9 protein-coding genes are annotated in these 13,692 nt (G+C 55.6%); 7 read left to right on the top strand and 2 right to left on the bottom strand.

Annotation, left to right across the window (positions count from 1 at the left end; genetic code table 11):
* Positions 1-9 precede the first annotated feature (9 nt).
* Both BN5935_RS09660 and BN5935_RS09665 read left to right on the top strand, forming a co-directional pair.
* Positions 10-1,209: a glycosyltransferase WbsX family protein gene (locus tag BN5935_RS09660; protein ID WP_064975930.1), complete on the top strand. Its 1,200-nt coding sequence runs from the start codon at positions 10-12 to the stop codon at positions 1,207-1,209.
* Entirely contained in the window at positions 1,206-3,131 is a 1,926-nt protein-coding gene (locus BN5935_RS09665) for a glycoside hydrolase family 127 protein (protein WP_235821070.1), read from the top strand. Before BN5935_RS09660 ends, BN5935_RS09665 begins: the two co-directional genes overlap by 4 nt.
* 65 nt (positions 3,132-3,196) lie before the next feature.
* Here BN5935_RS09665 and BN5935_RS09670 read toward each other — a convergent pair whose 3' ends face one another.
* Positions 3,197-5,224, bottom strand: coding sequence for a hypothetical protein (locus BN5935_RS09670; protein ID WP_147625802.1), 2,028 nt, complete (start codon positions 5,222-5,224; stop codon positions 3,197-3,199).
* Positions 5,221-6,150, bottom strand: coding sequence for an AraC family transcriptional regulator (locus BN5935_RS09675; protein ID WP_064975932.1), 930 nt, complete (start codon positions 6,148-6,150; stop codon positions 5,221-5,223). Before BN5935_RS09675 ends, BN5935_RS09670 begins: the two co-directional genes overlap by 4 nt.
* 180 nt (positions 6,151-6,330) lie before the next feature.
* Between BN5935_RS09675 and BN5935_RS09680 the strand changes: the two genes are divergently transcribed.
* The 5 genes from BN5935_RS09680 to BN5935_RS15660 are packed head-to-tail and all read left to right on the top strand — an operon-like array spanning position 6,331 to position 13,684.
* Positions 6,331-7,758 carry an L-fucose/L-arabinose isomerase family protein gene (locus BN5935_RS09680; protein WP_064975933.1) on the top strand — a complete coding sequence of 476 codons (1,428 nt, stop codon included), beginning with the start codon at positions 6,331-6,333 and terminating at the stop codon, positions 7,756-7,758.
* Positions 7,759-7,785: 27 nt separating this feature from the next.
* Complete coding sequence (locus tag BN5935_RS09685; RefSeq protein WP_064975934.1) at positions 7,786-9,096, top strand: glycoside hydrolase family 99-like domain-containing protein; 1,311 nt, start codon at positions 7,786-7,788, stop codon at positions 9,094-9,096.
* 53 nt (positions 9,097-9,149) lie between these two features.
* A complete protein-coding gene (locus tag BN5935_RS09690) occupies positions 9,150-10,460 on the top strand; it encodes a glycoside hydrolase family 99-like domain-containing protein (RefSeq protein ID WP_064975935.1) in 1,311 nt (436 codons plus the stop codon).
* Between the two features lie 33 nt (positions 10,461-10,493).
* A complete protein-coding gene (locus tag BN5935_RS15655) occupies positions 10,494-12,452 on the top strand; it encodes a SusC/RagA family TonB-linked outer membrane protein (protein WP_262481025.1) in 1,959 nt (652 codons plus the stop codon).
* On the top strand, positions 12,437-13,684 hold the full coding sequence (locus BN5935_RS15660) for a SusC/RagA family TonB-linked outer membrane protein (protein ID WP_262481026.1): 1,248 nt from the start codon (positions 12,437-12,439) through the stop codon (positions 13,682-13,684). The genes BN5935_RS15655 and BN5935_RS15660 overlap by 16 nt, the downstream gene beginning before the upstream one ends.
* The last annotated feature ends 8 nt before the right edge of the window (positions 13,685-13,692 follow it).

Raw genomic sequence — 13,692 nt, forward strand, 5'->3', positions numbered from 1 at the left:
CCAAATCTTATGAAAAAGACCACTTTTGTAGTTTCATGCTGGGCGGCTTTGTCCTGTCTGGCGCTCCCGTCCTGCGGTGAGAGCGGGCCTCCTGCCGCCAGATACGATGTCGCCGCGTTCGTCTGGCCGGCCTACCACAACGATCCCCGGTTTGCGGAGATCGGGATTTTCCCGGACGGGGTCGGCGAATGGGAGGCCGTTTACAAGGCGCATCCCAAATTTGAAGGACACCGCCAGCCCAATGTCCCGCTGTGGGGCTATCTGGACGAGGCAGATCCGCGGGTGCAGGAGAAAAAGATCAACACGGCCCTTGAATACGGCGTCAATACCTTCATTTTCGACTGGTATTGGTACGACGACCGCCCGTTCTTGGAAGATGTATTGAATAAGGGTTTCCTGCGGGCGAAGAACAACCGGAAGATGAAGTTTTACCTGATGTGGGCCAACCATGTGATGACCTCCTACCTCGATGCGGCGAATCCCGACAAGAGCAAGGTTTATTGGCCGGAGCCGGTCACGCCCGAGATTTTCGACCGGATCACCGACCATCTAATCGAGGATTATTTCAAATTGCCGAACTATTACAAGATCGACGGCAAACCGGTCTTTTCCATCTATGAGACCTCGACCTTCATTCGTGAGATGGGCGGCGAGGAGCAGGCAGTTGCCGCTCTCGACCGATTTCGGCAGAAATGTGTCGAAGCCGGGCTGCCGGGAGTGCATATCCAGCCCGTCCTCTGGTTCCTGCTGCCTGCAACTTCGACGGGCATGGCGGGGGATACCTCCGTCTCCCAGCAGAACACGGTGCGCCGTTTCGGGTTCGAGAGCCTGACCAACTACCAATGGTGCCATTTGGCTCCCGCGGACCGGGACTATCAAGAGTGGGGAGATATGGCTTCCGCCTATTATGAAAAATTCGACCGGGAATTTGATGTTCCCTATTTCCCGCATGTGTCGATCGGCTGGGACCCGAATCCGCGCTATCCCGAAGGTGTGCAGCCCTGTGTGACAGGATCGACGCCGGAACGGTTTGAAGCGTTCCTGCGGCGCGCGAAAGCCTATGTCGATGCTCATCCCGACCAGCCGCCTCTGATCACGATCAATGCATGGAACGAGTGGGCCGAGGGCAGTTGCCTCGAACCCGACAGCCTGAATGGTTATGGGTATCTGGAAGCGGTTAAACGTGTATTTAAAACGGCAGAACGATGAAGACACATTATTGGTTGGGTCTTGCCGCCCTTTGTTTATCCGCACTCGCCGGATGCGATGCGTCTCATGGACCGAAGGTCACTCCCCGCGTTGCCGATCGTGTAACATGGTTTTCTCCGGACGAAGTGACCTTACTGCCGGGGCCGCTTCTGGATTTACAGAATCAGGGTCGTGACTACCTGCTCTGGTTGCAACCCGATTCGTTGCTCCACTTTTTCCGGGTTGAAGCCGGATTGGTCCCGAAGGCGCAGCCCTATGCCGGATGGGAATCCGAGGATGTCTGGGGCGTCGGGCCCTTGCGCGGCGGGTTTATGGGGTATTATCTGTCGGGGCTGTCGCTGATGTACCGGGCGACGGGGGACGAACGACTGCTCCGGCAGTTGGAATACACCCTTTCGGAGCTCGAAGCCTGCCGGAAGGCAGGCGGCGACGGATATATCATGGCCATTGCCGGCGGCAGGGAGTTGTTCCGGCGTGTGGCGGCCGGGGAGATCAGGACCGACAATCCGACTGTCAACGGTGCGTGGGCCCCGCTTTACCTGATCAACAAGATGCTCCACGGTCTCAGGGCCTCTTATGTGGAAGCCGGGCAGCGGCAGGCGCTGACGCTGATGACCTCGCTGGCGGACTGGTTCGGATACGGCGTGCTGGACAAACTCACGGACGAACAGGTGCAGCAGTTGCTGGTGTGCGAACACGGCTCGATCAACGAATCGTATCTCGACGTGTATGAACTGACCGGGGAGTCGCGCTATCTGGAGTGGGCCGGGCGGCTTAACGATCGGAGCATGTGGGTTCCCCTTTCCGAAGGACGGGATATCCTGAACGGCTGGCATGCCAATACGCAGATACCCAAATTCACTGGGTTCGAAAAGTTCTATGTCCATACCGGGGACGAGCGTTTCGACCGCGCCGCGCGTAATTTCTGGGAGATCGTCACGACGCGCCACAGTTGGGTGATCGGCGGCAACAGTACCGGTGAGCACTTCTTTCCGGAGTCCCGTTTCGAAGAGAAGGTGTTGAAACAGGGCGGACCCGAAACCTGCAACTCGGTGAATATGATGCGCCTGACCGAGGCGCTCTTCGCGCAGCGCCCGGATGTCCGGATGGCGGAGTATTACGAACGGGTGCTGTTGAATCACATCCTCTCGGCATACGACCCCTGCAAGGGAATGTGCGTCTATTTTACGCCGATGCGTCCGGCGCACTACCGGGTTTACGGTTCGGAAGACCATTCATTTTGGTGCTGCAACCAGTCCGGTCTGGAAACTCCTGCCAAACTCAATCGCATGGTCTTTACCAAGCAGGGGCGCGATCTGATGGTCAACCTGTTCGTTCCGGCGGCCGTGACGTGGAAAGAGCGGCATGTCTCCCTCATCCAGCAGGCTTCGATGCCCGAGTCGCCGGAGGTGACTCTGATCCTGAAAACCGGCCGGGACCGGGAACTGGGGTTGCTGGTGCGCAAACCTTCGTGGTCACCGGAGGCTGTGCTGACGCTGAACGGCCGGACAATCGCCCCGGAGACGGATTCGGCCGGTTACTGGGTCGTCCGGGAGCCGTGGAGCGGGACGGATACGCTGAAAATCGGCTTCAGCCCGCGCATCACGGCCGAAAAACTACCCGGCTCGGAGCGTTATTCGGCATTGCTTTACGGGCCCTATGTACTGGCCGGACGCATGGGTACGGACTCTCTGCCCGCCTCGTTCTGGCGGGGGATCGACAACGGGGCCAATAACGTGATTCCGATGCCGGAGCGGACCTTCGTGCCTTGGACGGCGGAAACCATCGCTTCGCATGTGGTGAAGACCGGCGACGATCCTCTTACGTTCGGATTCGAAGGGGAGGGGTTCCGGGGCATCGGGATCGAACCTTTCTACCGGATTCATTTCGAACGCTATACGATCTATTGGCCTGTGAAATAGGTCGCCTTGAAAAACAGATATCCCGGAACCGCAAGGTCCGGGATATCTGTTTTTCAGGGCGATTGCTATTTGCTGTTCAGGAACCGCTCCGCGCGGCCGGGGGTGAGCATCTCCCATAGTGAGGCCACTGTCCAGCCCGGTGCGAAGATGTCGTTGTAGAATCCCTTGCCGTTCTTGCCGTAATCCCAGTTGGTGTGCTGTACGACTTCGGGGTAATAACCCGGTTTGGCGACTCCGCACAGCCGTTCTTCGAGCGGAAGGAGCTGGCGCATCGAGTTTCCGATCACTTTGGCGAAATCGGTGAAGCGTTTTTCGCCGTATTCCCGTCCCAGCCAGTCGAGGACCGAACAGAATTCAAAGACAAAAACGTCGATGTGGTTGTTTTCGACCGAGACATTGCCCCAACCCCGGGTCTTCAGCCTAAGGTCTCCGAGCATTTGCCCCGGGGCGAAAGGCACGTCCCAGAGATAGTACCATGAGAGTGCGAAGTAGGCGGCTTTGCGGGCCATGGCGGTATAGTGTTCGCGGGACGCTTTGTCGCTGGCCAATGCCAGATAGTACATGGCTGTTGCGGCGTAGAGCGAAGCCTCCTTGTCTTCGCAGTTGGCATCGAGTGTCGAAGAGAAATAGTCGGCTTTGCCGATGATCTCCGATTCAAGGTAACGGGCTGTTTTTTCGGCGGCGGCGAGGTAACGCTTGTCGCCGAAATAGCGGTAGGCCATGACCAGCGGAAGCGTGGCCGAAGGCGTGCTGCCGCCGCTGGCGTCGACCGTCGTCCGATCGTCACGGAATTTCCGGGGAAAACTGCCGTCCGTGGCCTGCAGTTGCAGGAATGTGTTCAGGACGGCGGTTATTTTCCGTTCCAGACCGGGATGTTTGCGGCCGTGCTCCTTTTCGTAACGCAGGTAGTGGAGCAGGGCATAGATGCCTTCGCTCTGGCGGCGGATGCTGAAAATATCGGTTTCCGTACCATGCTTGAAGTCGACGAATTCGCGGATGAATCCTCCGGCGGAGAATCCGTCGCTTTCATAGCTGTCGAAGGTTGCTCTCGACAGGGTGACGAGGTCGGCACGATCGTGTTCGTATCCGTATTCGAGGGCGTTGAACGCGTTGAGCAGGACTCGTCCTACGAAACCGACCTCGGCGCGGCCGTTGGGCTCGCAATCGGCCGTGCGGAGCTGTTCCCCGGACATGTATTTCAGCGGATAGCTGTCCACATAGGCTGCCGTGAAATAGCCGGTCAGCGCCTCCTTCATCTGTTCGTCCGAATAGGCAGGTTCGGGGATCGCGGGTTGCAGGCGGTCGTAGCTGTATTCCCATGTGTCCTGTACGAAATCGGAGAAGTCTGCGGCCTCCCCGTGGCGGAGTTCCCAGCGGAGGATGACCGTGCCGCCTTCGGGCAGGTGTTGGTAGGCCCGGACCGGCGGGGCCAGCGTGAGCTTGCTGATATAGCAGTAGGGAGTTTCCTGATAGGGGAATCCGAAGCGGAGCGCTGCCCGGCCTTCGATGTTCTCGAAGCCGGTGAATCCGATCGATGTATTGCCCGAGAGGATTACTTCGCCGCTTTTGTGGGTGGTCAGTGCGTCGCAGCCGGGGCCGCATTCGCGCAGTACCGTGTGGAATTTTCCGCTGGCAGGGTCGAAAATACCCGTCAATGGTGCGCTGAGGCGGTCTTCGCGGACGGTCCAACTATCGGCCGAGTGGAACGACGGCGCCTCCTTCGGCGACCGGAGGTTCTGGCGGTACCAGAAACCCGGCATCAGGAACTGGCATCCGTCGTGGGTGAATCCGGTGTCGAACGTCTGGCTGTATTGGAACCAGATGTCGCCCAGAGCGGTAATGCAGATCTCGACCGTGCTGCCAGCGTCGTGCGGGGTTTCGGTGGCGACGATGGAAACGGGGAGTGTGCGGCCCGCTTCCAGCATGAAGCGGCCGTCGCCGGGGCGGGGCGTGAGGAGGTAGTCGACGGCCGGGTTTCCGGGTGTTTTCAGGGAGATCGTGTGGTTGCCCGTGGTCAGCACGTTGCCCGCGGCGCCATAGCCGTATCCCGAAAAGAGCAGGCAGGCAAAGGCGCAGGAAAGGTATTTTTTCATAACAGTTTGGATTGTATGGTCAGTTCGTTTTGAGGTTGCAGTTGGCTGCCCTGAGTGAATTCGCGGTATTTGGAGGGTGTCATGCCGGTTTTCTTTTTGAAGACGATGTTGAAATAGGAGGGGGTTTCAAACCCGACGGCATAGGCGATCTGCTGGCAGTTCATCTCGGAGTTGGTGAGCAGCTCCTTGGATTTTGATATTTTCAGTTCCTGCATGTATTGGTTGGGAGCAAATCCCGTGTACTCCTTGAAGATGCGCCGGAACCAAGAGTATCCCATCCCGATCTGGCGGGCGATGACCTCTCCCGGCAGGTTTTGCTCGATGTTCTCCTGCATCAGTATCTTCGCCTTGGCGATCTGTCCGTCGATGTTCTTGTCGCGGAAAGCCATTTGGCGGTCCTCGCTGTAAGCGAATCCGAGCAGCAGATTGACGATCCCCGCCAGAATCTGCTGATGGCCCGAACCCTGTTGCTGAGCCACGGTCGCAGCCCAACGATAAAGGTGATAGATCTCTTCGTGGATGCCGATGCTGAAGACGGCTTTTTCACGGATGAAAAACCGCGAAGCCACCCTTTTTTCAATGTCCGGTCCCGTGAATCCGACCCAAGATTCGTGCCACCCGGTCTGCGGGTCGGGACGGTAGTTGTGCCATTCGCCCGGAAAGAGCAGGAACATGTCTCCTTCCCGAATTTCACACTCTTTTTGCCGGGTGGATACGAACTGTCCCTTGCCCCGGGTGATGTAGACCAGTTGGTATTCGTTCAAAACGCGCCCTTTCTCAGTCGAAAAGAGGTAACGTGTAGGGTGGTTGCGCGACGGATATTCGGCCTGCGGCGGGATGTTCTGGTGCCCGGCTGTCGTTACGACCATTCCCCAGAGCATATCCTGATCGTTCGACATCAGGTATTTTACATGGCTTTCTTCCATTATGAAAAATTGATAACATCAAAATTTTAAATCGGATGTGCAATTATAGAAATAAATATTTATATAGGCCTTTATATTTTGATAATATTTTGTGTCAGAAAATAAAATCATCAAATCAATGAGAGAAATGAGACCTGCCGTGAATTCCATAGCTTTGCTGAAAATTTATTGCCTGTATTTATGGAAAAAACAACGACACGGGCCCGCGTCGGGCTATTTGCTACAGGGCTCGATACATATTGGGACCAGTTTGACGGCTTGCGCGATCATCTGAACGCTTACAGGGAGGAGATCGCGGCCGGAATCGGAAGGACGGGCGACGTCGAGGTCGTCGATGCCGGAATGGTGGATTCACCCGAGAAGGCGTTCGCGGCAGCGTCGCTGTTGGCGCAAAAAGAGGTGGACCTCGTGTTTCTCTATGTGGCCACCTATTGCCTCTCGTCGACGATCCTGCCGGTGGCCCAGCGTATCGGATGCCCGGTCATCGTGCTGAATCTGCAACCGACGGCTGCCATCGACTATCAGAAGATCAATGCGCTCGGCGATCGGGGGCGGATGACCGGAATGTGGCTGGAAAACTGTCAGGCCTGCTCGGTTCCCGAGATTGCCAACGTGTTCAACCGGGCCGGGTTGCGTTACGACATTGTCACCGGCTACCTGAAAGACATTTTGGCTTGGGAGCAGATCGGGGATTGGGTTGCAGCAGCGAAGGTTTTCCGGGGAATGCGGGAGAACCGGTTGGGTATTTTGGGCCACTATTACGGGGGCATGCTCGACGTCTACACCGACATCACCCGCCAGTCGGCCGTCTTCGGAACGCATATGGAGATGTTGGAAATGTGTGAGTTGAAACGTTACCGGGACCAAATGACCGAAGAGGATGTGGATGCCAAGCTCCGGGAGTTCCGTGCGAACTTCGATGTGAGTCCCGAATGCGAGGAGTCCGAGTTGCGGCGTGCGGCGGCTACGTCGGTCGCGCTGGACCGGATGGTCGAGAATCATCGGCTCGGAGCGATGGCCTACTATTACGAGGGCGAAGGGGTTTACGAGGATATCGCCACCTCGGTGATTGCCGGGAATACGCTGCTCACGGGGCGAGCTGTTCCCGTTGCCGGGGAGTGTGAGGTGAAGAATGCTCAGGCGATGAAGATACTGTCGTTGCTGGGCGCCGGAGGTTCCTTCTCGGAGTTCTATGCCATGGATTTCAACGACGACATCGTGATGCTGGGACACGATGGACCGGCTCATTTCGAGATTGCCGAAGGTCGTGTCGGACTTGTTCCGCTGCCTGTCTATCACGGCAAGCCCGGTAAGGGCCTTTCGATTCAGATGTCGGTGAAACGCGGCCCTGTGACGTTGCTTTCGGTCTGTGAGGATGGGGAAAGCATCTATCTGCTGGCAGCCGAAGGCGAAGCGGTCGAGGGGCCGACTTTGCAGATCGGCAATACCAACAGCCGCTACCGGTTTGCCTGCGGCGCCCGGAAATTTATGGATGCTTGGAGCAAAGCGGGGCCTTCGCACCATTGTGCCATCGGCGTCGGACATCAGCTTGAACGACTGAAGAAAGCGGCTTTCCTATTCAATATTCCGATCTTGGTCGTGGAATAATATGACTTTTACCTTAAAACTTAAAAAATGAATACACTGAAACAATTCTATGCGGGGTTGCTCTGTGCCGCCTGTTTGTCACTCCACGCCGTGCCGGTCTTGTCGGCTCAACCACAGAAGCGTCAGCAGTCGCTGCCCCGGGACCTCGAAGCCATTGCAGGTGATCCGGCGCTGCTTCAAAAGCCCGAAGGACTGACCGTTGCGTGTTACACCTTTCCCAATTACCACGCCTCGGCGCTTCATAACAGGATCTACGCTCCGGGATGGACTGAGTATGACCTCATTCGCAGCGCTCGTCCTTGGTATGAAGGACACCAGCAGCCGCGTACACCGCTGCTGGGCGAACTGGACGAGAGTAAACCCTCGACGTGGGAGGTCTACAACAAACTCTGCAAACAGAGCGGTGTCGATGTACTGATCTGGGACTGGTACTGGTATGACGGCAAGCCCTGTCTGCACGAAGCGCTTGAGGAGGGATTCCTCGAGGCGGAGAACACTGACGACGTGAAGTTTGCCTGTATGTGGACCAATCACCCGTGGTATATCCTTTATCCGACGAAACAGACCAACGGCCATAATGCCTATCCGCCCAGTTTCGACTCGCCCGATTTTTCTTATGACGAGGCTTTCCGCAGCCTGTCGTACATCATTTCACGCTATTGCCATCTGAAGAATTACTGGCGTATCGACGATAAGCCGGTTGTCTGCATCTGGGATCCCAACCGGCTCGAACAGCGGCTTGGGTTGGCCGAAACCAAGCGTCTTTTCCGTGAGCTTGAGGCTTATGCCCGCACGCTGGGGCACAAGGGATTGCATTACCATTCGTCGGGATTTTACACCCCCAATTCGAAGGAGGTGGGGTATAGTACGGCCGGGTCATACAACCCCTTTACATGGGTGGCCGATTACTACCAGCCGCAGGAGGTCGAATTGCCCGATTACGGAGATGTGGCCGCCGATGTGGCCGTGAAACTCTGGCCCGAGCACTACGACCGTTTCGAAATTCCCTATCTGCCGTCGCTTTCGCCCGGCTGGGATTCGACTCCGCGTTACATAGAACCTGTCGGAGGACGTCCGGCCAGCCCCGAGCGGCGTAAATGGCCCTCATGCGTCATTCTCGAGAACGAAAATCCGGCAGCCTTCAAAGCTCTCGTACAGGCTTCGTTCGCCTACTTGAACCAGCGTCCCGATGTTCCGCGCATCATTACTATCGCTTGCTTCAACGAGTGGAGCGAAGGCCATTACCTGCTGCCTGACAACCGTTTCGGATACGGTATGCTCGATGCGCTGGCCGAGGCTCTGGGTAAAGAGAGCAATCATAACCGCCACGGTCGTTAGACTGCCGGAGGGCATTTGACTCGATAATAACCAAATCTATTAATCCTATCGCTATGAAAAAAACACTTCTCAAACTTGGCTATCTCCTGCTTCTGACATTGTTCGTTGGCATTACAGGGGCTGAAGCCAAAAAGAATCAGAAACAGGCTCCGGTACACCGGCTTCCGGACGACCTTGAAACCCTCGTGGGGGACCCGGCACTGCTCCAAAAGCCTGAAGGAATGGAAATTGCGGCCTATGTATTCCCCAACTACCACGCCTCGGCGCTTCATAACAAAATTTACGCCCCCGGATGGACTGAATACAACCTCATCCGAAGCGCACGCCCTTGGTTCGAAGGACATCAGCAGCCCCGGACACCCCTGCTGGGTGAACTGGACGAGAGCCTGCCCTCGACGTGGGAGGTTTACAACAGGCTTTGTAAGAGCAGCGGTATCGACGTACTGCTGTGGGACTGGTATTGGTATGACGGCAAGCCCTGCCTGCACGAAGCGTTGGAGGAGGGATTCCTCGAGGCAAAAAATACGAACGACGTGAAATTCGCCTGTATGTGGACCAACCACCCGTGGTATATCCTTTATCCGACGAAGCAAACCAACGGTCAGAATGCCTATCCGCCCAGTTTCGACGCCCCGGATTTCTCCTATGAAGAAGCTTTCCGCAGTCTTTCCTATATCGTAACCCGCTATTTCAACCAGTCGAATTACTGGAAGATCGACGGCAAACCGGTCATCTGCATCTGGGATGCCCGCCGGCTGGAGCAGAAGCTCGGGCAGGAGGGTGTTCGGAAACTCTTCACCGAGCTGCGTGAGTTTGCCCGGAAGCAGGGCCATGCGGGTATCCACTTCCATATCACTGGTTTCAGCTCGGACAATATGAAGGCCACCGGCTACAATACGGTGGGGTCGTATAATCCGCTGGATTGGATCGCCGGGCGTTTCCAGCCGAATGAGATCGAACTGCCCGACTACGGCGTTGCCGCAGCCGACGTGGCTTATAAACTCTGGCCCGAACATCATCGTGATTTCGATATTCCCTATGTGCCGGCTATCGGTGCCGGATGGGACTCCACACCGCGTTATGTGAAACCTTCGGTACGTCCGTCGAAAGGTGACCGCAAGGCTTGGCCCGGATGCACGATTTTCGTGAATGAGAGCCCGGCGGCATTCAAAGCCTTCGTACAGTCGTCGTTCGCCTACCTGAACCGCCACCCCGACGTACCGCGCTTCGCCACCATCGCCTGCTTCAACGAGTGGAGCGAAGGCCATTATCTGCTGCCCGACAACCGCTTCGGATACGGTATGCTCAATGCGTTGGGCGAAGCCGTGGGTAAGCGGGAGCTGAATCAGATCCGCGGCAAATAGTGCATCTTTTGAACTGGCCTAAAACGAAAACTTATGTTTAAAAATCCCATTTCGGCAACAGGACTGCTGATTCTGTTGCTGGCCGTAACTGCCGGTGCGCCTCTTTCGGGGCGTGCCGCTGGCAACGGTGCTGCGCAGGCATCTGCGCAAGCGAAGGTCTCGACTATTAAGGGTCGGGTTGTTGACGGAGAGGGTACGCCCCTTGTTGGAGCCGTCATACAGGTGCAGGGTAAGGCTGGCGGCGTCATTGCAAGTTCCGACGGACTCTTTGAGATACAGGCGGCACCGAAGGATGTGCTGGTTGCCACGTTTCTCGGTATGGAGAATACTTCGGTAGTCGTCGGAGCACGACTTGAGCTTACTATCGTGATGCAGCAGAAGTCCTCGACGCTCGAGAATGTGACGATCGTCGCTTTTGCCCGGCAGAAGAAAGAGAGTGTTGTGGGTTCGATTACGACGGTGAAACCTTCCGAACTGAAGGTTCCGAGCAGTAATCTTACTGCAGCCTTCGTAGGGCGTGTGCCGGGTATGATGGCCTATCGGACCAGCGGTGAGCCCGGACGTGACAACTCCGAGTTCTTCATTCGCGGTGTAACAACGTTCGGCTATCGGAAGAGTCCATTGATGCTGGTTGACGGTATGGAGATCAGCTCGGACGATCTGGCTCGTCTCCAGACCGATGACATCGAGAGTTTTTCGATCATGAAGGACGCCATTGCTACGTCGCTTTACGGTGCGCGTGGAGCTAACGGAGTGATTCTGATTACTACGAAAGAGGGGCGTGAAGGTCCGGCGAGGGTCTCGGTGCGCATTGAGAATACATGGTCGATGCCTACTCGAATGATTGATATCGCTGATCCGATTACTTATATGCGGCTCAATAACGAGGCCGTTTCGACGCGTAATCCCCTCGGCATTCTGCCTTACTCTGAGGCCAAGATTGCCGCTACGATGGATCCTAACCGTAATCCGTATGTTTATCCGGCGGTGGACTGGATTGAAGAAATGTTCAAACCTGCGGCCATGGACCAGCGCGTGAATTTCAACATCAGCGGCGGCGGCAAGGTGGCGCGCTACTACCTTGCGGCGACTTTCAATCAGGACAACGGATTGATGCGCAATGAGGGGATGAACAATTTCAACACCAATATCAACCTTAAGAAGTACAATGTTCGCACCAATTTCAATGTCAACGTTACCAAAACTACCGAGGTAGCCTTCAAGTTTCAGGGCAATTTTGACGACTACCGCGGTCCGGTCGATGCGGGTAACATCCTCTTCGATTACGCCGTACACGCCTCGCCTGTCGATTATCCGAAGGTATTCGCTCCGGACGGGGGAAACCTTAGTACGAGTCATCCTCTCTACGGTAATATCGACGGTGCGAACCATATCAACCCCTATGCCCTTATGTCGCGCGGTTATCAGGATTACAGTCGCACACTGGTGTTGGCACAGGTGGACATCAATCAGGACCTGAAGTTTATTACCGAAGGATTACGCGTGCGTGGACTGCTCAGCACGACCCGTTATTCCTACTTCAATTCGTCGCGTAGTTACAAGCCTTTCTATTACAAGGTCGATTATTACAATCCCGAACTCGGCGTCTACAATCTTTCGGCGCTCAATGCCGAAACCGGCAGCGAGTATCTGGATTACAGCGGTGGTAAGGACATCAGTTCGAAAACCTATCTCGAGGCGGCTCTCGACTATGCCCGCACTTTCGGCCGGCATGAGGTCACCGGACTCCTCGTCTACCAGAATACGCAACAGGTGATCGGTAACCCCGGTTCGGTGCTGGAGTCGCTGCCTTACCGTAATCAGGGCCTTTCGGGGCGTTTTACTTATACGTTTGACAAGCGTTACGGCGTTGAACTTAACTTCGGTTACAACGGATCCGAACGTTTTGCTCGTCATGAGCGTTACGGCTTCTTTCCTGCCGCCGGTGTGACATGGAATGTCTCCAGTGAGCCATTTTGGCGGGGGGGGTAGAAACGGTAATAGACAAGCTCAGGCTTAAGGCCACCTACGGTCTGGTCGGCAACGACGCCATTTCGAGCGACCGTTTCTTCTATCTTTCAGATGTTAACATGAACGATACCAGCAAGAATGTCTGGTATGGTACCGATTTTAGTGTGACGCGTCCGGGCATTACGGTGCGCCGTTACCCCAATAGTGATATTACTTGGGAGATTGCCCGAAAACTCAATCTCGGGCTTGAATTGCGGCTCTTCGACAAGGTCGAACTGCAGGCGGACTATTTTTCCGAGACTCGTTCGAATATCTTGATGGAGCGCAGCAATCTGCCCAGTTCGATGGGGCTCGAAGCCTCTGTCGAAGCCAACGTGGGCCGTGCATCATCGCATGGTTTCGAAGGGGCACTGTCCTATCAGCATTCTTTTTCGGAGAATTTCTTTATCACGGCGAACGCCAATTTTACCTATGCTACGAGTGAATACCTTGTAGCCGACGAACCTGACTATGCGGCTTCGGGACTGCCTTGGCGGTCGCAGATAGGCTATAGCTTGACTCAGGAGTGGGGTTATGTCGCCGAGCGTCTGTTTATCGACGAAGCTGACATTGCCAACTCTCCGACACAGACTTTCGGGCCCTACATGCCCGGTGACATCAAATACAAGGATATCAACCGTGACGGCAAAATCGACGAATCAGACCAAGTGCCGATTGGGTTCCCGACCGAGGCCGAAATAAACTATGGTTTCGGAGCCACGATAGGATACAAAGGCTTCGACTTTTCGTTTTTCTTTAACGGACTGGGCCGAAAAACCTTCTTCATTGACGCACAGCAAATGGCTCCCTTCAACAATCCGCCCATTAAGTATGCTGGAGTAGGAGGATACACGCGCAAAACGGCCCTTTTCCGGGAGTTTGCTGACAGCCATTGGTCGGAGAGCAATCCTAATGCCTACGCGGTCTGGCCGCGTCTGGCGACCGAAGCCTACGACAACAGCAATAACTATCAGAAAAGTACTTGGTGGATGCGTAACGGATCGTTCCTGCGCCTGAAGTTGATTGAACTGGGCTATACCTTACCGCGCAGCCTTACACGCAAAATCCGCATCGAAGACCTGCGTATCTATATTAGTGGGAGTGACCTCTTTTCGCTCAGCAATTTCAAAATGTGGGACGTTGAGATGGGAGGCATGGGAATCGGCTATCCGATTCAGAAAAGGTTCAATATTGGTTTACAGGTCAAATTCTAATTACGAAC

Origin of the sequence: Alistipes provencensis (assembly GCF_900083545.1) — a bacterium.
In the GTDB taxonomy this organism is placed as follows: Bacteria; Bacteroidota; Bacteroidia; order Bacteroidales; family Rikenellaceae; genus Alistipes; species Alistipes provencensis.

What these genes read in the sequence shown, in the direction of transcription:
- BN5935_RS09660 (WP_064975930.1), top strand. Translation starts at nt 10, where the DNA reads ATGAAAAAGACCACTTTTGTAGTTTCATGCTGGGCGGCTTTGTCCTGT.
- BN5935_RS09665 (WP_235821070.1), top strand. Translation starts at nt 1,206, where the DNA reads ATGAAGACACATTATTGGTTGGGTCTTGCCGCCCTTTGTTTATCCGCA.
- BN5935_RS09670 (WP_147625802.1), bottom strand. Translation starts at nt 5,224, where the DNA reads ATGAAAAAATACCTTTCCTGCGCCTTTGCCTGCCTGCTCTTTTCGGGA.
- BN5935_RS09675 (WP_064975932.1), bottom strand. Translation starts at nt 6,150, where the DNA reads ATGGAAGAAAGCCATGTAAAATACCTGATGTCGAACGATCAGGATATG.
- BN5935_RS09680 (WP_064975933.1), top strand. Translation starts at nt 6,331, where the DNA reads ATGGAAAAAACAACGACACGGGCCCGCGTCGGGCTATTTGCTACAGGG.
- BN5935_RS09685 (WP_064975934.1), top strand. Translation starts at nt 7,786, where the DNA reads ATGAATACACTGAAACAATTCTATGCGGGGTTGCTCTGTGCCGCCTGT.
- BN5935_RS09690 (WP_064975935.1), top strand. Translation starts at nt 9,150, where the DNA reads ATGAAAAAAACACTTCTCAAACTTGGCTATCTCCTGCTTCTGACATTG.
- BN5935_RS15655 (WP_262481025.1), top strand. Translation starts at nt 10,494, where the DNA reads ATGTTTAAAAATCCCATTTCGGCAACAGGACTGCTGATTCTGTTGCTG.